The following is a 17,730-nucleotide window of genomic DNA, read 5'->3' as shown; positions in this document are numbered from 1 at the left end:
CATGAAATCGCCGGAAGGCACCCGCCTGCCGGCACCGTCCATACAAGAAGGAAATACAGAATGCGTATGCATCACGGAAAGACCACCGCCGCCGTCGTCATGGTCTCCGCGCTAGCCCTCGCGGGCTGCTCGGGTGGAGGCGACTCCGCCGGGGCTCCAGAAGCAGCGGCGTGCGAGCCGTCCACCGAGCCCGTGGAGCTGAACTTCACTACGTGGGTCCCTGGTATGGACCAGGTCGTCGAGTTGTGGAACGAGGAGAACCCGGACATCCAGGTGACTGTGCAGACCGGACCCAACGGGAACTCCGGCACTTACCAGAACTTCTTCAACCAGTTGCAGGCGGGGAATGCACCCGATCTCGGTCAGATCGAATATGACGCTCTCCCGAATTTCCGCGTCCAAGACGGTCTTGAGAACATCGCCGGCTGCGAAGGCATTGGCGACGCCGGTGGCCAGTTCATCGACTGGACCTGGAATCAGGTGACCTTCGGAGAAGAAGACGCCGTCTACGCGGTCCCCCAGGACAGCGGTCCCATGGCGCTGTTCTACCGCGCCGATCTCTTCGAGCAGGCCGGTATCGAAGTCCCGACGACCTGGGAAGAGTACGCAACTGCCGCCGAGCAGATCCGCGAAGAGGGTGGGTACATCACCAACTTCCCGCGCTCGGACGTGAACTGGTTCGCGGGGCTGGTTTGGCAGGCCGGCGGCAAGTGGTTCAGCAGCGAGGAAGACGGCTGGGAAGTAAACCTGACCGGCGAAGAGTCCACGCAGGTGGCCGAGTACTGGCAGGGACTGCTCGAAGACGACCTCGTGTCCACGCTCCCCTCCTTCTCGGATGAGTGGAATGCCTCCTTCAACGAGGGCGATCAGTGGACCTGGGTCTCCGCGGTCTGGGGCACTTCAACGCTGCAGAGCGGAGCACCCGACACCAGCGGCAAGTGGGCAGTTGCCCCCATGCCGCAGTGGGATGCAGGCCAGACCTCGGCCGGTAACTGGGGCGGTTCCTCCACGGCCGTGCTCAAGGGATCCGATCACCCGTACGAGGCCTCCCAGTTCGCGCTCTGGCTCAACACCGACCCCGAAGCGCTTGCCCTCGCGAATGAACTCGGTGGACTCTACCCGGCCGCAACGGCGGGCGCTGACCTCGAAGCATTCAACGAAGAATCAGAGTTCTTCGGCGGCCAGGCCGTCTACGACGTCTTCGCCGAGGCATCCGGGAACGTTGATCCGGAGTTCACCTGGGGCCCGACCATGACGCAGACCTACACGGATGTTTCCGACGGATTCGGGGCCGCCATCGGCGGAGACTCCACGCTGTCGGACGCTCTCAAACGCGGCGAGGAACAGACCGTCGAAGCCCTGAAGTCGCAGTCCATTCCCGTGGTGGAGTAACTCCTCCACTTCCACAGTCGTCGGCTTGTCGCACGAACGTCGTTCTTTAACGGCGGTCATGCGACGAGCCGACCATTGTATACCCGCATTGCTCCAAGAAATAGTCAGTGGGCGGCATATTTTCAGCGCACCATCAGAATGCGCCTGTATCGTTGAAGAATCTTCGGGAAATTGGGGACCCTCCGCGGCTGGGAAGTCGGTTACGACTTTCAGGGATTTACATGACCATCACTTCACCAGCCCGCTCCGTTCGTGTCTCAAAACCCAACGACGTTGTGGCCTCCTACGCCACGCTCCTCAAGGAAGTGCGCAAGGAAGGCCTCCTGACTCGCAAGCGCGGCTTCTACATCACTGTCATGGTGTTCCTGGGCCTGGCACTTGGTGCCGCCTGGACCGGATTCGCCCTTCTCGGCGACACCTGGTTCCAACTCCTGATCGCCGGCGTCCTGGGCATCGTCCTGACGCAGATCGCATTCCTGGCGCATGAGGCGTCCCACCGACAGATCTTCGCCTCCCGCGGCGCAAACGACTGGTCCGGGCGCATCCTGGCTGCCGGCGTCGTCGGAATCAGCTACCAGTGGTGGATGAACAAGCACTCCCGCCACCACAATGATCCCAACGTGGTGGGCAAAGACCCGGACATCGAGATAGACACCATCTCGTTCTTCGAGGAAGACGCCGCCAAGGCGAAGGGCTTCCATGCCTGGGTCACCCGCCGTCAGGGCTACCTGTTCTTCCCGCTCCTGACGCTCGAGGGAATCAACCTGCACGCCCGATCCATCGCAACCCTGTTCCGGCCCGGCGCCATCCAGGGCCGCTGGGTTGAGCTCGCGCTCCTCGCAGTGCGCTTCGGCCTGTACCTCGGCGTGCTGTTCTGGTTCCTGCCCGTCGGCATGGCCTTCGCATTCATCGGCGTGCAGATGGCGGTCTTCGGCGTCTACATGGGTGCCTCATTCGCACCCAACCACAAGGGCATGCCGGTTATCCCCCGTGACAGCAAGCTGGACTTCTTCCAGAAGCAGGTGCTCACCTCGCGCAACATTCGTGGCGGCAACTTCATTAACAACGCCTTCGGCGGCCTGAACTTCCAGATCGAGCACCACCTCTTCCCGGACATGCCGCGCCCACACCTGCGCAGGGCAGCCGTGATTGTCCGCGAGCACTGCGAGCGGCTCAAGGTTCCCTACACCGAGGTGGGCGTCGCGGCCTCGTACGGCGCGGTTGTCTCCTACCTGAACCGGGTAGGGCTCGCAGCCCGCGATCCCTTCGACTGCCCGATGGTCAACCGGTACCGCCGGCGCTAGCCTCACTTGACCAAACCGACGACGGCGACCCTCACCCATCGGTGAGCGGTCGCCGTCGTTGTTTGGGGACCTGCTCCTTATTCGCAGGTAATATCCCATGAATGGGAGCTTGTGCCCAGCAATTCAGTTCACGTTTAGGGAAAAGGTCTCGCTGTGGAACGCCGGGGATTCATCAGAGCAATCGCTGCAACAGGTATGAGTCTTGGACTGGCCGCCTGTAGCCCCTCGAAGCTTCCAACGGAATCCAGGCTTCCCACAAAACCACCGGCCCCATCACCGGCGGTACCGACACCGACACCCACCCCCGTCGCACCGCCGGCACCACCAGCCGTGACGAAAGTACCGCTACCGGCTGGAGTTGTCACCGGCCTCCCCACAGCCGAACGAGTCCTCGCCTGGACCGTCGACGATGGATCCGACAGTGAGGTCATTCGGCGGTACACCGAGTTCGCCCGGACAAGTGGCACTCGGCTCACGTTTTTCCTCAACGGTTCATACCCCGGATGGACGGAGCACGCGGCGCTACTTGGACCGCTCGTCGCTTCCGGACAGATCCAGGTCGCTAATCACACCTGGTCCCACGCCGACCTCACCAGCCTCAGCGACGCAGATATCGTCGCCGAGCTGCAACGCAACCACGACTTCATTGCCTCCACGTTCGGCGTGGACGCCCGCCCCTACTACCGCCCGCCGTACGGATACCGCGACGCCCGCACCGACGCCGTTGCAGCCTCGATCGGTTACACCGCCCCCATGATGTGGTACGGCTCTCTCGCCGATTCGGGATTACTCACTGAGCAGCAAATAATCGACCACGCTACAGAATGGTTTCTACCCGCTCATATCGTTATCGGGCATCTCAACTTTCTGCCCGTCACGAACGTGTTCCCACAACTCGGACTACTCATCAGCGACCGCCAACTCACAACGGTGACCCTGAACGACATCTTCACAGCTTGAGCGTCCGCCCCGGGTGGAAGCCAACGTCCTCTGAACAGACTCTAGGCGTTCCAGAGGCCGTAGGAGTCCGCGAGCGAGGAAATCTTCTGCGCGCGGGCAAGGCGCGGCAGGTAGGAACCGTCGCCCACCACTGCACCGGAGGCGTGGGCGTCGAGGAGTTCGTGCGCCCACAGGATCTCGGACTCACTGGGCGACAGGCCCTTGTTGATCGTGTCCGCTGCCTCGGGACGCAGGCAGAGCTTTCCGGTCATTCCCATGGACGCGGTGACCTTGCAGGCCTGGAGCAGATCCTCGCCCAGCGCACCGACCGTGGGCCCGTCGATCGGACCGGGCAGCTGACCCACCCGCGAGGCGACCACGAGCTTGGCGCGGGCGTAGGCCAGGGCCATCGGATCATCCGAGGCGCCGGTGTCGCGGCGGAAGTCGCCCACCCCGAAGGCCAGGCGGAACGTGCCGGGAGCGCTGGCGATTGCCGTGGCGTTCTCGATGCCGAGGGCGGACTCGACCAGGGCGAGCACGGGAGTGCCGGCCTGCAGGCGCATGGCGGTATGAGTCACCTGCTCCGGCTTCTCGGTCATTGCGAGCATGACGCCGCGCAGACCGGGTGCCCTGGAGAGTGCAGCAAGGTCATCGGCCCAGTAGTCGGTCTCGATGCCGTTCACCCGTACCCAGGCGGTCATGCCGGTGGAAAGGGCCTTCACCACACGTTCACGTGCTTCCGCCTTGGACTCCGTGGGCACCGCGTCCTCGATGTCGAAGACCACCGAATCCGCCTCGGAAGCCAGTGCCGGTGCGAAGTTTTCCTCCGACGCCGCGGAGGCGAGCAGCCAGGAACGGGACAGCTTGGCGGGAAGCGCGGCAGCGCGGCTATTACGAAGGGGGGCCATACCTAGAACCTTACGCAACGGGCGTCGTCGTTATCCACCGCACGACGGTTTAGGACGGTAAACACTACGACCAAAAGAGACTTTTGGCCGCCCTCACCACACTCTTATGTGCTTTTCGCAATATAGTAACTAATTATCACCAGACGAAAGAGAAGAGCATGAGCACCCAGCTTACAGTCGGAGATCCGGCTCCCTCGTTCACCCTCCCAGACGCGGATGGACAGCCGGTAAGCCTCGCGGAGTTCCGCGGGCGCAGCGTTGTTGTGTACTTCTACCCCAAGGCCGAGACCCCGGGCTGCACCACGGAGGCATGCGACTTCCGTGACAACCTGGCATCGCTCCAGAGCGCGGGCTTCAGCGTCGTCGGCATCTCACCGGACACGCCGGAAGAACTTGCCTCCTTCACCAGCAACCACGGCCTGCCGTTTCCCCTGCTCTCCGATGTGGACAACGCCGTCGCCAAAGCATGGGGCGCGTACGGCGAACGCGAGCGCAACGGTGAGAGCGTCGTCGGCATCATTCGTTCCACGATCGTTGTGGGCACGGGCGGCACAGTCCAGCACGCCGAGTACGGCGTCGATGCCAAGGGCCACGTCGCACGCCTGCGTGAGCAGCTGAGCGTCGCCTAGTTCTCGGCATGCAAAAGGCCCTCCCCCGGCGAAGGGGAGGGCCTTCTGCGTTCCCGGATGGACGTGCTAGCACCCTTCCGGAGTCTTGGTGGCGGCAGGGTCAGGCCGCGCCCCGGCGGAGCAGTCGGCCCGTCGGCTTCTCGAGGTCCAGCGCCTCACCACGCAGGTAGGTGTAGCGCACGACGCCGGACAGTGCCTTGCCCGCATAGGGCGAGATGGGGTTCTTGTGGTGGAGCTTGTGGACGTCCACCACGAAGGTGTCGTCCGCCGCGAAAACGGAGAAATCGGCGTCGTACCCGAGCGCTAGCTTCCCCTTTCGCTGCAGCCGCGCGATCGCCGCCGGGCGGGCCGACATCCACTCCACAACCTGCTCAAGCGGAATGTCGCGCTTCCGCGCCTCGGACCAGATCAGCGAGAGCCCCAGCTGCAGTGAGGACACACCGCCCCAGGCCACGCCGAAGTCGCCGTTCTCGAGGTCCTTGAGGTCCAGTGTCGACGGCGAGTGGTCGGATACGATGCAGTCGATAGTCCCGTCGATCAGGCCCTGCCACAGCAGTTCCCGGTTGGACGCCTCGCGAATGGGAGGGCAGCACTTGAACGCCGTCGCGCCGTTCGGGATCTCCTCCGAGAGCAGCGTGAGGTAATGCGGGCACGTTTCCACGGTAAGGTTCACGCCGTCGCGCTTTGCGGAGGCGATCATGGGCAGCGCGTCCGACGACGACAGGTGCAGGATGTGCGCCCGCACCCCGGTCCAGCGGGCGCGTTCGATGACCTCGGCGATGGCCACGTTCTCCGCGCCGCGGGGGCGGGAGGCCAGGAATTTGGCGTACTGGTCGCCCTCGGCAGACGGCGCCCGGTCGATGGCCCGCGAATCCTCGGCGTGGACGATCATGAGGGAGTCGAAAGTCTTCAGCTCCGCCATATCCTGTTCCATCTCATCGGCCTCGAGGTGCGGAAACTCATCCACGCCCGAGTGAAGCAGGAAGCACTTGAACCCGAACACGCCCTCGTCGTGAAGCGGGCGGAGATCGGCCGTGTTGCCGGGGATGGCGCCACCCCAGAATCCGACGTCGACGAAGGACTGCGTTTCGGCCGCGGCCCGCTTCTGCTCGAGCGCGTCCACATTCACCGTCGGCGGGATGCTGTTCAGCGGCATGTCGATGATGGTGGTGACTCCCCCGGCGGCTGCCGCCTTCGTGGCTGACGCGAAGCCCTCCCACTCGGTGCGGCCGGGTTCGTTGACGTGCACGTGGGAATCAACGAGGCCGGGAATCAGCGTCTCATCCGGTGCGAGTTCCACGATGCGCGCGCCGTCCAGGCCGTTTCCAAGGGGCTCCATCGCCGCAATGACGCCGTCGCGCACGCCGATCTCGCGAGGGGCGATTCCCGCCGTCGTCAGAATTCGTTCGCCTCGGATCACGAGGTCAAAAGCTTCGGTACTCATGGATTTCCTCCGTTTGATCCAACACCGACGCCAAGGGAGGCAGCGATGTTGTGTCCTACCTGCTGAAGCAGCCCGCCGGCATTGGCGATGCACTTCCCGACATCCGGTTCCAGATCCGTCAGCGCATACGCGCCCACGAACCCTGCCTCCTGAACCTGCTGCTGCGTCAGCGTGGTCCGCCCGCAGACGGCCAGCACCGGGATGTCGCCGGCCGCCTTTGCCACTCCAAGCGGGGTCTTGCCGCCGAGGCTCTGCTCGTCCAGGCTGCCCTCGCCCGTGATCACGAGATCCGCCCCGGACAGCCTGGCCGCCAGCCCGGTAAGTTCCAGCACGACGTCGATGCCCGGCCTGCGCTCCGCGTTCAGTACGGCGAGGGCCGCGTACCCGACGCCGCCCGCGGCTCCGGCACCGGGCGCCGTGACCTGAGCCCGCACCCGCGACCCCAGTTCTTGCGCCAGCACCTCGACGAACCGCGCGAGCGCGCGGTCGAGGTGCGCGACGTCGTCGTTCGTGGCTCCCTTTTGCGGGCCGAAGACCGCGGCAGCCCCGGTGGGGCCGAGAAGGGGATTGTCGACGTCGGACGCCAGGATGAACGCAGCGGTGGAGAGCCGGGGGTCCAGACCGAACAGGTCGATCCGGGCAAGCTCAGCCAGCGCCGCGCCTCCGGGGGGAAGCTGCGTGCCGGCGTCGTCCAGCAAGACCGCTCCGAGTCCCGCCAGCATCCCTGCGCCGCCATCGGTGTTGGCGCTGCCGCCGACGCCGAGCACGATGTTGGTGCAGCCTTGGTTGAGCGCGTACCGGATCAGTTCACCGGCGCCGAGGCTGGTGGCCTCGCGGGCCCGCCGCACTCCCCCGGGAAGCACGGCGAGACCCGAGGCGAGCGCCATCTCGATGACCGCGGTCGAATCGCGGATAGCGATCGGTGCTTCGACGGGTTCCCCGGTCGGCCCTGAAACCGTCGTGGTGTGACGTTCGAACCCGGCGGCGAGGGCAGCATCCAGTGTGCCCTCACCGCCGTCGGCCACGGGAACAGCGTCCACGGTGAGGCCCGGGTCCGCGGCGAGCAGCCCGGCGCGCAGCCGTTCCGCCACCTGGGGAGCGGTCAGCGATCCCTTGAACTTGTCCGGTGCGATGACGATTCGCATGACGCTATTGAACCAGCCCTCTAGACCAGCAGGGAGATGGCGGTGGGGGCGTCGTCGGCGGATTCGGCGAGGTCCTCGAACTCGTTGATCGCGTCGATTCCTGCGGCGCCCATCGCGATGTTGGTGACGCGTTCCAGGATGACCTCGACGATCACCGGCACACGGTACTCCTGCATGAGTGCGCGGGCTTTCTCGAACGCGGCCTGCAGGTCATCAGCCTCACGGACGCGGATAGCCTTGCAGCCCAGGCCCTCGGCGACCTTGATGTGGTCCACGCCGTAGCCCTCGAGCTCCGGGGCGTTCACATTCTCGAACGCAAGGGAGACGTGATAGTCCATCTCGAACCCGCGCTGCGCCTGGCGGATCAGACCCAGGTACGAGTTGTTCACCACCACGTGGATGTACGGCAGCTGGAACTGTGCGCCGACGGCCAGCTCTTCGATCATGAACTGGAAGTCGTAGTCACCGGAAAGCGCGACGACGGTCTCCCCCGGGCTTGCCTGAACCACACCGAGCGCTGCCGGTCCGGTCCAGCCCAGCGGGCCGGCCTGACCGCAGTTGATCCAGTTGCGGGCCTGGTAGACGTGCAGGAACTGCGCGCCGGCGATCTGGGAGAGCCCGATGGTCGAGACGTAGCGGGTGTCCCGGCCGAACGCCCGGTTCATCTCCTGGTACACGCGCTGCGGCTTGACCGGCACGTTGGTGAAGTTGGTCTTGCGCTGCATCGTGGACTTACGCTGCGCACAGTCCTTCACCCAGGCGTTCCAGTCGGGCAGGCCCTGCTGCTCCTTGCGTTCACGGGCAATCTCGACAAGCCCGCTCAGTGCTGCGCCGGCGTCGGACACTATTCCGAAGTCCGGGGCGAAGACGCGGCCGATCTGGGTGGGCTCGATGTCGATGTGAACGAACTTGCGGCCCTTGGTGTAGACGTCGAGGGCTCCGGTGTGGCGGTTGGCCCAGCGGTTGCCGATGCCGATCACGAAGTCGGACTCGAGCATTGTGGCGTTGCCGTAGCGGTGCGAGGTCTGCAGGCCCACCATGCCGGCCATCAACTCGTGGTCATCCGGGATGGTGCCCCAGCCCATGAGGGTGGGGATGACCGGGATGTTCAGCAGTTCGGCGAGCTCCACCAGTTGCTCGGAGGCGTTGGCGTTGATGATCCCGCCGCCGGCCACGATCAGCGGCTTGTCCGCAGCAACCAGCATGTCCAGTGCCTTCTCCAGCTGCTTCCGCGTGGCGGCCGGCTTGTGGACCTGGAGCGGCTCATAAGTGTCCGGATCGAATTCGATCTCGGTCTGCTGCACGTCGATCGGCAGATCGATCAGCACAGGTCCGGGACGGCCGGTCCGCATCTCGTAGAACGCCTTCTGGAACGCGCCCGGAACCTGCGCAGCTTCGAGCACGGTGATGGCCATCTTGGTGACCGGCTTGGCGATCGAGGAGATGTCCACCGCCTGGAAGTCTTCCTTGTGCAGCTTCGCCACGGGAGCCTGGCCGGTTATGCAGAGGATGGGGATGGAGTCCGCCCAGGCCGAGTACATGCCGGTGATCATGTCGGTGCCGGCCGGGCCCGAGGTGCCGATGCAGATGCCGATGTTTCCGGCCTTGGCGCGGGTGAAACCTTCAGCCATATGCGAGGCACCCTCGACATGGCGGGCGAGGACGTGGTGGATGCCGCCGTGGGCTCGCATCGCGGAATAGAAGGGATTGATCGCTGCTCCGGGCAGGCCGAACGCCGTGGTGGCGCCCTCCTTTTCCAGGATCGCAACGGCTGCGTCAACAGCGCGCATTTTGGGCATGGTGTGCTCCTACTTGAGTCTGAGATTCGTCGAGTTGGCAGACACACCCCTTATCAGGTGTCTTTCGGGGCGTGTCCTGCCAAATGAACGGGAAGTGGGGGTGGTTATTTGCCGGACAGCTGGTTGATCAGCTTGAACAGGCCGGAGTGGTCCAGGCCGCCGTCGCCCGTGTTGACGAGCGAGGCAACCAGCTGCGCGACGACGGCACCCAGTGGGGTGGCAACGCCGGCTTCACGGGCGGCTGAGGTGACAATGCCCAGGTCCTTGTGGTGGAGGGCTAGTCGGAAACCGGGGTCGAAGTTGCGGTCGAGCATCTTCTGGCCCTTCTGGTCGAGCACCTTGGAACCGGCAAGACCGCCGCCAAGGACCTTGAGGGCGGCGTCGGTATCCACGCCGTAGGCCTCGAGGAAGACGATTGCTTCTGACAGGACGCCGATGTTGACGGCGACAATGAGCTGATTCGCGGCTTTCACGGTCTGGCCTGAGCCGGACGGGCCAACGTGGACGATGGTCTTGCCGACGGCGTTCAGTACGTCCTGGGCGGCGTCGAAGTCTTCCTTCTCGCCGCCGACCATGATGGACAGCGCGGCGTCGATAGCACCCTGCTCGCCTCCGGAAACCGGTGCGTCCAGCGGACGAAGGCCGGCTTCGCGGGCCTGCTTCGCGAGTTCAGCCGCGACGTCGGGGCGGATGCTGCTGGCGTCAATCCAGAGGGCGCCCCTCTTCGCGTTGGCGAAGATCCCGTCGTCGCCCGTGACCACGCCCTCGACGTCCGGTGAGTCCGGCACCATGGTGATGACGACGTCGGCATCTTTCACAGCGTCGGCGATGCTGGCTGCCGCTGCTCCGCCCTCGGCGGCGAGCTTGTCCATCTTGTCCTGGCTGCGGTTGAAACCGGTGACGGTGTGGCCGGCCTTGACGAGGTTGATGGCCATGGGCAGGCCCATGATGCCCAGACCGATGACGGTGACGTTCTTGGTGGAGGTGCTCATTGTCGAATCCTTAAGTTTCTAGCGGGAAGCGTGTTCGCGGATGGTCCAGGTGAAGGCGGTCTCGGCCGGCTCCTTGTACTCGAGCCCGATGAAGCCCTCGTAGCCGAGTTCACGGCTTCGGGCGATCCACTCACCGAGGGGGAGGTCACCACTGCCGGGTGCTCCGCGGCCGGGTGCGTCGGCGATTTGGATGTGGCCGAACTCCCGGGCGTGGTTCTCGATGACCTGTGCGACGTCGTCGCCGTTGACCGCGAGATGGTAAAAGTCGGCGAGGAGCTTGATGTTGCTCTTTCCCGACTTGGCCGTGACTTTTTCGATGACGTCGAGTGCATCCCGAGCCGTGATCAGCGGGTACCTGTCGGCGCCGCTCACCGGCTCCAGGAGAACCGTGCCGCCGATTGCAGCTACCGCTTCCGCGGCGAAGGCGAGGTTCTCGACGGCGATGGCGTCCTGTTCCTCGGGTTTGACGCCGTCGATCCGGTTGCCGTACAGGGCGTTGAAGGCCCTGCAGCCCAGCCGCTCACCGATTCCGACGACGACCGGCACGTTGGCGCGGAAGTCCTCCTCCCGTTCGGGCCAGGAAACGAGGCCTCGATCGCCGCCCGGCATATCGCCCGCGTTGAAGTTCAGGCCCGTGAGCTGGACACCGGCATCAGTGATGGCGTTCTCGAAGGCTGCGATGTCGGCGTCGGACGGGGTGGAGGTGCTGAAGGGCCACCAGAACTCGACGGCGTCGAAGCCGGCTTTCTTCGCAGCAGCCGGACGCTCCAGCAGGGGCAGTTCGGTGAGGAGGATGGAGCAGTTCACGGTGTAGGTCATCGTCGATCCCTTGTGTGCTTTAGCTTCGTTATTCCATATTATGGAAGTAACTTTCTGTCTAATGAAATGGTAGGGGTTGGTGGGGACGCGAGTCAACCGTCTCTTCGGGCCCCCTCGCGCAGAAGTGGCCCTTAGCGCCAAGTCCGCGGGTGTGAACCAACGTTCTCGTCGCTAAGGGCCACTTCTGGGCTTGGGCAGGCACTAGGCCGCCGGCCGCATGGTTGCGCGTGCGAAAGCCCGCAGCACCCGTTCTTTGAGCTTCACCTCATCAAAGAGGTCCTTCCACTCAACGCGCAGGAACGTCCAGCCCTCCTCCATCAGCGCCTTCTCGCGGCGTCGTTCCTCGAAGATGGCCTGCTCCGTAGGGCTGTAAGCGAAGTACTTCACCTTTCCGTCAAACTCGAGAGCCACCTTCCGTTCGCGCCACCCGAAGTCAAGCCGGTGCATGCCATGGCGTGTGTGCACGACGAGTTGTTGCTCCGGCATGGGCAGCCGCATGACCTTCATGGCATGGAGTGCAAGGGTCTCGCCAGGCGACTCGGACAGTGAACTGGCAACCTCCAGCACCCTCCGCGCCCTGTGGATCCCCTTGTGGCCGGAGTGCTCCTCGATTGTTTTCTTCATCGCCGTCCTGTCCGCGCCCAACCACAATCCGTGATCGGACACGATCAGTGCCGACGGGTGCGGGAGGATCCGGGAGCAATCGACGACTGTCCGCTCCAGCGAGGTGACCCGCACACCCCGTGCCTCAGTGACCTCGAACTCAGAAAGCCGCGCCTGGTGTGTCCTGACGTCGGGTGCGTGGCTGGCTGAGGACAGGGCCGGCTGCTGTGTGACATGGATAAGGGAATCCGCGCCCCACAGGTGCAGCCCGTGCAACCGCGCGGCTGACGTGTGGCTGTACGTTCTCTCTGCGACTGCCGCGGCCGCCGTCACCAGCCTGTGGGCATAGATCATCCGGATAGCGCGCTGCCCTGCTGACAAGCCGCTCCAGCGGGAATGGTGGATATAGCAGCCCCTCCGAAGCCGCACCAGAAATCCGGCGGCCGCCAGCTCTCGGATCTGGAGCGTCGACAACCCCCGCTCCTTGAGCACCCGGGTAAGCCAGAGTGCGTTGTCCGAGAGCCAGGGAGGTTCTTCCATGGGTCAAGCGTGCGTCGCTCCGGGCGCCGATCGGGGGCCGGTTTCTGTTTTGTGGACAACCTGCCCGACAGCACCGCGGCGACACCCCCCAGAAGTGGCCTTTAGCGTCAGATTCGCCGATTCGACGCAGCGTATACGTACCCAAGGGCCAGATCCCCGCGATAGCCTTAAGTAAGGAAAGGGGACCGATGCAACGCGCGGACAGGGATGAAGAAGTAACGGCAATGGTCGAGTGGCCACGGCCGCTTAGCGCTGAGGCCCTCAAGGTGATCAAGACCGTACTTCTGGGCGTGCTCGTGGTCACTGCCCTTGTGCAGATCATTCCGTTTCAGGTGCTCGGCGGGCTCGCGAACAACCTCTTCACGATCATCCTCATCCTGACCTGGGCAGGGCCGGCGCGGCGGTTCTTCCAGCGTCGCGCGCAGGAGCGCAACGAAGAACGCAACGACGGACCTGCCGCTGAAGACAGGTAGGCGTCAGGGAACCAGGAATTCACTCACGGTGACAGTGCCTTCGAGCACCACCTGAATCGCCGGTGGCATGACGCCGGCAGGGCCATCGAGGCGAATCTGCACGTCCCCGGTGTGCCCGGCGGCCACGGGCGCAGCACCCCACTCGCGCCGGGTGCTCCCAGGCCCAGGAACGCGGACCCTCAGCACGCCGCCCTCGCTCCGAGTCACTCTCACCGTTACCGTCTCAGGGGCTGAACCTTCCCACCCCCGGTAGGTCAGCGCACCCCGCAGCAACGCCGGGTCAGCGACCGTGACCGCGGTCCGCTGCAGCGGCGTCTCCGGCACCAACAGGGCATTGGCCGATTCGTCGAATAGCTCAGCGCGGACCCACGCGCCGCGACGCCGCACAGGGCTACGCTCACCGTTGATCTCGAGGGTCACAGCCAACGGCAGGTCCTCCGCCGAACGACCAACCAGCAGGGAATACGACCCCGGTTCCACCAGCATTCGCTCCGCCGCCGGGCTGAATTTCGCAAGCTTCGCCACCTCTACCGGGATGGAAACGACGGTCCGCTCACCCGGTTGCAGGGTCACCCGGGCGTGAGCAACCAGCCGCCGCCGAGGGTACCCGGGTAGGTCGGACGTCGCATACACCTGCACCAGCTCATGCAGCACCCGGTCACCGGGATTGCGCACGGCAACCTCAAGCACGGCAACATCGAGCGCGCCGCCCCCAAGTCCGTCCGGCGCCAGTGAGGCCGACTGGTACTCCACAGTGCCGTAGCCGAGCCCGTGGCCCAACGGGTACAGCGGTTCCGCCGAGCTGTAGTGATACGTCGACCGGGATTCGATGATGTCGTAGTCGAGGATGTCAGGCAGGTCCGCATCGCGCGCCCACCAGGTCTGGGGCAATCGCCCGGAAGGCTCATGGTCGCCGCTCAGCACGTCGGCCACACCCCGCCCAAGCTCCTGCCCGCCATGGGAGGACCACACGATCGCCGGCATCTCCGCGAGCTCGGCCAGCGCATAGGGGTAGGACGAAACGATCAGCAGCGCCGTCCGCGGATTCGCCTCCCGCACTACCCGGATCAGCTCCTGTTCACCCTGCGGCAGGTCCAGCGTGGAACGGTCCAGCGTCTCCCGCCCGCCCAGGTGCGGATCATTTCCGACGACGACGACGGCGACCTCCGCCGACGCCGCGGCCGTGCGTGCCGCTTCGGTGCCGGACCGGATGGTCCTCAGCGTGAACCGGTCGGCATCCTGCTCGGACCCGGTGACAAGGACGGCGCTGCCCGTCCCTTCCTCAACCCGGACCCACTTCCCGGAGGCGATGTGCCGCAGGGCGAGCGACCCATCGGCCGAGCGGTGCAGCGCGAAGGTCTCCTGCACCACCCACCCGCCGACGCGCTCCGCCGATGCCCGAAGGTACCCGCTCTCCCCGGAAAGGAAACACGCAGTCGCGGAGGACCGAAGCGTATATTCACCGCTTCCCCAGTCCTTGAGCGCAAACGTTTCAGCACTTCCCGGACCGGCGGCGGAAGCCGTCACCGCGGCCGGTCCGTCCGGCACGCTGAGGTACCGGTTGGTTCTCACGCTGCGAAGCGCGACGATGTCCAGCGCTTCCTGCACAACGACGGCGTCGTACCGTTCGGCGAGGCCATCGGCGATACTGATTGGGTTCACCAGTGATCCGCTGTACCAGTCGGTGAGAACGTCCGAGCCGAGGGAACCGATCACCGCAACGGTGCCCGGCGCGTCTCCCAGGGGGAGGACCGGGCCGCCGTCGACCGCGGCGTTCCGGACGACCACCACGGACTTGCGCGCTGCTTCGCGGGCCAACGCGCCGTGCTCAGCCGTCAGCAGCGCATCGGCGGAAATGGATCCGTACACGCCGCCGTCGGGGAGGAACTCCCCTGTCCGTTCGCGCAGGGTGAGCAGGCGGAGGACCGCCGCATCGACGTCGCTCATGGTCAGCATCCCACGGGCCAGCGCCTCCTCCAGGTAGGTGATGGACGGTGCGGGGTTGTCGCCGTCGTCCGTGAAGCTGTCGACGCCGGCACGGAGGGCGGCGGCGTAGGCGCTGGCGCCGTCGTCGAAGTATTTCTCCGCAGTGAAGAGTGAGGAGGGCGCGCCTGCGTCGGTGACGATCGCGAGCGAATCCCCGTTTCGCCACTGCCGGAGGTGATCGGCCACCAGGTCGGACACATGCGCCGGCCGCCCATTGACCAGGTTGTAGGAGAGCATGACGGCGCCCGCAGCACCCGATTCGATTGGGAGTCGGTAAGCGGGAAGTTCGTACTCGTGCAGCACGCGCGGCGACAGTTGGCTCGAGGTGACGTTGCGGTCGCGCTCGTTGTTGTAGCCGAGGAAGTGCTTCAGGGTGGGGACGGTCAGCCACTGCTCGGCATGATCGCCCTTCAGACCGTCACAGTAGGCAGTTGCCAGCCAGGCGGTGAGGTCGGAATCCTCGGAGAACCCCTCCTCGTTCCGGCCCCAGAGCGGGTGCCGTAGCGGGTTGACGACGGGTGCCCAGACGTTCAGGCTCACGGTCGGGTCAGTGGCTTTCTTGGCGCGCATTTCCCTACCGACGGCGAGCCCCACCCGGCGCAGCAGATCCTCATCCCAGGTGGCGGCGAGTCCCACCGTCTGCGGGAAAACCGTCGCATCACCGAGCCAGGCAACGCCGTGCGCAGCCTCGGCGCCAGTGTGGAAATATGCCAGGCCGGCGTCCGGAAGATCGGGCGAATGCTGGTGAAGCAGGGAGATCTTCTCGGCCTGGGACAGCGTGGCAAGGATGCTTTCGGCCGTGCGGGTGGCCAGAGGGGTTTCGGTCACGAAGAATATTCCGATCACTGAGGGAGAATTTGTTTAAGCGCTTGCACAGCGCTCTTCGACCACCATGCTGACAGCAAGCGCTGTGATCCGCAACACAATCCCCTCTTGTCTGAAACCAGAAGATGCCCTAGCGTTGGATCAATCGAAGCGCTTCGACTAATTCGGATGGTCATAGCGCCCCAGTTTCTGTTGCAACCCACGCAAGCGCCATACAAACGCGCCTGGACACAAGGAAGTGCACCATGCCAATGAATTCACACGGCTCCAGCCTCGAAGGCGCCGCCCGCAAACCGCTGGGCAGGCGGTCTTTCCTCGGCCTGCTCGGCGGGGCCGCCTTCTTCGCCGCCTCCCCTACGCTCCTCACTGCCTGCAGCACCGGCGCGTCAGCTCCGCAGGCGACGACGGCGGGCAGCCTGGCTGACGCCGTCTCCAAGCTGGTGCCCAGCTACATTCCGATGGACCTTGTCCAACCCGACATCCCGGGCGTCAACGGGTCCACCCCCGGCTTCACCACCATTCCCACCAAGCTGGTCAAGTCCGTCCCGAAGGCGCCCGGCAGCGGCGGCACCTACACGGCCATGACTCCGGCGTGGTGGGCAATCCCCCGCGGGTTGCCGAACAACGCCTACTACCAGGCCGTCAATGAGCGTCTCGGCGCAACCATCAACTTCCAGGCCAATGACGGCAACACGTACGGCGACAAGATCCAGACCGTACTCGCCTCCCCGCGCGACGTTCCCGACTGGGTGGTCATTCCCTCCTGGAACATTCCGCCGCGCTTTGGGCAGGCGGCCAAGGGACTGTTCACGGATCTGTCCCCCTACCTGGCCGGCGACAAGGTGAAGAAGTACACCAACCTCGCCAATATTCCGACGGCTGCCTGGAAGTACAGCTGCTTCGAGGGCGGCCTGTACGGGCTGCCTATGCCGACCACACTGCTCAACGACGCGTTCTTCTTCCGCAAGGACCTGTTCGACGAGATGGGACTGGAGCAGCCGAAGACAGCCGAGGAATACATCACCCTCGCGAAGGAGATCACCGATCCGTCCAAGAACCGCTGGGGATCCGAGGACGTCTGGAACGGCGCGCAGATTATGCACGGCGTTGTCCCCAAGTGGAAGCTGGTGGACGGCACCCTGGTGCACAAGTTCGAGACCGAGGAGTACCGCGCCGCCCTGGAATGGATCGTGAAACTGTTCGAATCCGGCGCCGTCCACCCGGACGCCGTCGCAGGCAACGCGCAGCAGGCGAAATCCCGGTTCGAGTCGGGCGCCACGCTGATGACGGTCGACGGCGTCGGAGGCTGGCACGAAGCGCTCGGCCGGGTCCTTCCCACCAACCCCGACTTCCAGATGCAGCCCATGGATTACTTCTCTCCCGACGGCGGCGATCCGGTCCTCTTCAGCGGCCAGCCCGCCGGCATCTTCAGTTTCATCAAGAAGACCGAGGACACCGCGAAGGTCGAGGAATTGCTGGCACTGGCGAACTTCATGGCCGCGCCGTTCGGGACGGAAGAGCACCTTCTCATCAACAGCGGCGTCGAGGGCAAGCACTTCAAGCGCGATGACCAGAACATCCCGCAGATGACCGACCTCGGCCGCGAGGAAGTCACCAGTACGTACCAGTTCCTCGTGAGCCCGGCGGCCGTCAACTCCCAGGTTCAGTACCCCGGATTCGTCGAGGCGAAGACGGAGTGGGAAGCCCGGCAGGCAGCCTTCGTGCAGGAGGACGTCTTCTTCGGAATGCAGATCCAGGAGCCGCCTCAGTACGGTTCACTGGGTGCGCCGTTCGACGATCTTGCCAAGGACATCGCCCGCGGCCGCAAGAGCATCAAGGACCTCGATTCCGAGATCGAGACCTGGAAGCGGAACGGCGGCGAGGAACTCCGCGAGTTCTACGCCGGCTTCCTGACCGCGTAAACGCCGCCGC

At 64.9% G+C, this 17,730-nt stretch carries 14 protein-coding genes; 6 read left to right on the top strand and 8 right to left on the bottom strand.

Annotation, left to right across the window (positions count from 1 at the left end; all coding sequences use genetic code 11):
- Nucleotides 1-60: 60 nt before the first annotated feature.
- From AC5RTB_RS08680 to AC5RTB_RS08670, 3 genes are all read left to right on the top strand, one after another.
- The gene (locus AC5RTB_RS08680) at nt 61-1,392 is read left to right on the top strand and encodes an ABC transporter substrate-binding protein (protein ID WP_494060661.1); all 1,332 of its coding nucleotides are present in this window, start codon (nt 61-63) and stop codon (nt 1,390-1,392) included.
- A 221-nt stretch (nt 1,393-1,613) separates the two neighbouring features.
- Entirely contained in the window at nt 1,614-2,696 is a 1,083-nt protein-coding gene (locus AC5RTB_RS08675) for a fatty acid desaturase family protein (protein WP_494060660.1), read from the top strand.
- Nucleotides 2,697-3,026: 330 nt separating this feature from the next.
- Complete coding sequence (locus AC5RTB_RS08670) at nt 3,027-3,656, top strand: polysaccharide deacetylase family protein (protein ID WP_494060659.1); 630 nt, start codon at nt 3,027-3,029, stop codon at nt 3,654-3,656.
- Between the two features lie 41 nt (nt 3,657-3,697).
- Here AC5RTB_RS08670 and AC5RTB_RS08665 read toward each other — a convergent pair whose 3' ends face one another.
- Nucleotides 3,698-4,543 (bottom strand): HpcH/HpaI aldolase/citrate lyase family protein, encoded by an 846-nt coding sequence (locus AC5RTB_RS08665; protein ID WP_494060658.1) that lies wholly within the window; start codon nt 4,541-4,543, stop codon nt 3,698-3,700.
- A gap of 158 nt (nt 4,544-4,701) precedes the next feature.
- Here AC5RTB_RS08665 and bcp point away from each other — a divergent pair, with 158 nt between their 5' ends.
- Nucleotides 4,702-5,172 (top strand): thioredoxin-dependent thiol peroxidase, encoded by a 471-nt coding sequence (gene bcp / locus AC5RTB_RS08660; protein ID WP_494060657.1) that lies wholly within the window; start codon nt 4,702-4,704, stop codon nt 5,170-5,172.
- A gap of 100 nt (nt 5,173-5,272) precedes the next feature.
- Here the strand turns inward: bcp and allB are convergent, their stop codons facing one another.
- From allB to AC5RTB_RS08630, 6 genes are all read right to left on the bottom strand, one after another.
- Complete coding sequence (gene allB / locus AC5RTB_RS08655) at nt 5,273-6,616, bottom strand: allantoinase AllB (protein WP_494060656.1); 1,344 nt, start codon at nt 6,614-6,616, stop codon at nt 5,273-5,275.
- Nucleotides 6,613-7,761, bottom strand: a complete 1,149-nt coding sequence (locus AC5RTB_RS08650) for a glycerate kinase (protein WP_494060655.1) — start codon at nt 7,759-7,761, stop codon at nt 6,613-6,615. Before AC5RTB_RS08650 ends, allB begins: the two co-directional genes overlap by 4 nt.
- A 20-nt stretch (nt 7,762-7,781) precedes the next feature.
- Nucleotides 7,782-9,560 carry a glyoxylate carboligase gene (gene gcl, locus AC5RTB_RS08645; protein WP_494060654.1) on the bottom strand — a complete coding sequence of 593 codons (1,779 nt, stop codon included), beginning with the start codon at nt 9,558-9,560 and terminating at the stop codon, nt 7,782-7,784.
- Nucleotides 9,561-9,664: 104 nt separating this feature from the next.
- Entirely contained in the window at nt 9,665-10,552 is an 888-nt protein-coding gene (locus AC5RTB_RS08640) for a 2-hydroxy-3-oxopropionate reductase (RefSeq protein ID WP_494060653.1), read from the bottom strand.
- Between the two features lie 18 nt (nt 10,553-10,570).
- Nucleotides 10,571-11,371 carry a hydroxypyruvate isomerase family protein gene (locus tag AC5RTB_RS08635; protein ID WP_494060652.1) on the bottom strand — a complete coding sequence of 267 codons (801 nt, stop codon included), beginning with the start codon at nt 11,369-11,371 and terminating at the stop codon, nt 10,571-10,573.
- A 201-nt stretch (nt 11,372-11,572) separates the two neighbouring features.
- Entirely contained in the window at nt 11,573-12,514 is a 942-nt protein-coding gene (locus tag AC5RTB_RS08630) for a type IV toxin-antitoxin system AbiEi family antitoxin domain-containing protein (protein WP_494060651.1), read from the bottom strand.
- Between the two features lie 188 nt (nt 12,515-12,702).
- On the opposite strand from AC5RTB_RS08630, the gene AC5RTB_RS08625 reads away from it, so the two are divergent.
- Nucleotides 12,703-12,987: a hypothetical protein gene (locus AC5RTB_RS08625; protein ID WP_494060650.1), complete on the top strand. Its 285-nt coding sequence runs from the start codon at nt 12,703-12,705 to the stop codon at nt 12,985-12,987.
- A 3-nt stretch (nt 12,988-12,990) separates the two neighbouring features.
- On the opposite strand, the gene AC5RTB_RS08620 is transcribed toward AC5RTB_RS08625, so the two are convergent.
- Nucleotides 12,991-15,801 (bottom strand): glycoside hydrolase family 3 C-terminal domain-containing protein, encoded by a 2,811-nt coding sequence (locus AC5RTB_RS08620; RefSeq protein ID WP_494060649.1) that lies wholly within the window; start codon nt 15,799-15,801, stop codon nt 12,991-12,993.
- 242 nt (nt 15,802-16,043) lie between these two features.
- Here AC5RTB_RS08620 and AC5RTB_RS08615 point away from each other — a divergent pair, with 242 nt between their 5' ends.
- Nucleotides 16,044-17,720: an extracellular solute-binding protein gene (locus AC5RTB_RS08615; protein ID WP_494060648.1), complete on the top strand. Its 1,677-nt coding sequence runs from the start codon at nt 16,044-16,046 to the stop codon at nt 17,718-17,720.
- Nucleotides 17,721-17,730 lie beyond the last annotated feature (10 nt).

It is taken from the genome of Arthrobacter sp. M71 S08, assembly GCF_059089725.1.
Note: the sequence above shows the minus strand (reverse complement) of the source record. Positions and strands in the feature narration are given on the sequence as shown.

Excerpts from the sequence above, each read along its gene's own strand:
- AC5RTB_RS08665 (WP_494060658.1), bottom strand. The coding sequence starts at position 4,543 with ATGGCCCCCCTTCGTAATAGCCGCGCTGCCGCGCTTCCCGCCAAGCTG.
- AC5RTB_RS08630 (WP_494060651.1), bottom strand. The coding sequence starts at position 12,514 with ATGGAAGAACCTCCCTGGCTCTCGGACAACGCACTCTGGCTTACCCGG.
- AC5RTB_RS08635 (WP_494060652.1), bottom strand. The coding sequence starts at position 11,371 with ATGACCTACACCGTGAACTGCTCCATCCTCCTCACCGAACTGCCCCTG.
- bcp (WP_494060657.1), top strand. The coding sequence starts at position 4,702 with ATGAGCACCCAGCTTACAGTCGGAGATCCGGCTCCCTCGTTCACCCTC.
- allB (WP_494060656.1), bottom strand. The coding sequence starts at position 6,616 with ATGAGTACCGAAGCTTTTGACCTCGTGATCCGAGGCGAACGAATTCTG.
- AC5RTB_RS08680 (WP_494060661.1), top strand. The coding sequence starts at position 61 with ATGCGTATGCATCACGGAAAGACCACCGCCGCCGTCGTCATGGTCTCC.
- AC5RTB_RS08625 (WP_494060650.1), top strand. The coding sequence starts at position 12,703 with ATGCAACGCGCGGACAGGGATGAAGAAGTAACGGCAATGGTCGAGTGG.
- AC5RTB_RS08615 (WP_494060648.1), top strand. The coding sequence starts at position 16,044 with ATGCCAATGAATTCACACGGCTCCAGCCTCGAAGGCGCCGCCCGCAAA.
- AC5RTB_RS08650 (WP_494060655.1), bottom strand. The coding sequence starts at position 7,761 with ATGCGAATCGTCATCGCACCGGACAAGTTCAAGGGATCGCTGACCGCT.
- AC5RTB_RS08675 (WP_494060660.1), top strand. The coding sequence starts at position 1,614 with ATGACCATCACTTCACCAGCCCGCTCCGTTCGTGTCTCAAAACCCAAC.
- gcl (WP_494060654.1), bottom strand. The coding sequence starts at position 9,560 with ATGCCCAAAATGCGCGCTGTTGACGCAGCCGTTGCGATCCTGGAAAAG.
- AC5RTB_RS08640 (WP_494060653.1), bottom strand. The coding sequence starts at position 10,552 with ATGAGCACCTCCACCAAGAACGTCACCGTCATCGGTCTGGGCATCATG.